The organism is Shewanella sp. 1180_01 (assembly GCF_052850535.1).
Window position 1 is genome coordinate 1 of sequence record NZ_VXCT01000183.1, and the last position, 523, is coordinate 523.

2 protein-coding genes are annotated in these 523 nt (G+C 41.3%); both read left to right on the forward strand.

The features are described 5' to 3' along the window. Positions 1-47 precede the first annotated feature (47 nt). Positions 48-383: a type II toxin-antitoxin system RelE/ParE family toxin gene (locus FW758_RS24775; RefSeq protein WP_012196991.1), complete on the forward strand. Its 336-nt coding sequence runs from the start codon at positions 48-50 to the stop codon at positions 381-383. Next, positions 380-523 (forward strand): NadS family protein (gene nadS / locus FW758_RS24780; RefSeq protein WP_446446845.1); only part of this gene is annotated, 144 nt, incomplete at its 3' end. The genes FW758_RS24775 and nadS, both read left to right, overlap by 4 nt.

The window sequence follows — 523 nt, forward strand, 5'->3', positions numbered from 1 at the left end:
CAGAGTGTACACTGTACACCTTTGAGGTAGCATAAGGATTTTGATTAGTGAGCCATGCTATTGAGTTTGTCGAAACCTCGATCTTTACAAGACAGATCAAGGAACTTGCAACAGATGACGAACTAAAGGATTTGCAAGCAGAGCTTATTGCTCAGCCAGATAAAGGCGATATTATCAAGGGTACAGGAGGTCTACGAAAAGTTAGAATGGCTGTAGGCAACAAAGGAAAGAGTGGCAGTATGCGAGTGCTATACGTCCTTGCTCTGGCCGACAAAATTTACCTAGTACTCGCTTATCCAAAATCAGTTAAAGATAGCCTAACTGCGGAAGAAAAGGCCAAGTTAAAACAAATAGTTCAATCATTAAAAGGAGAGGAAAAATGAATATATTTAACGAACTTCAAGCCTCCCTTGAAGAAGCGGTAGAAATTCATCATGGTCTCAAAAAGCCCGCCCGAGTAACTCGTTATGAGGTTGCCGACGTTAAGTCAATCCGTGAAGATTTACTTAAAGTTACTCAGGCC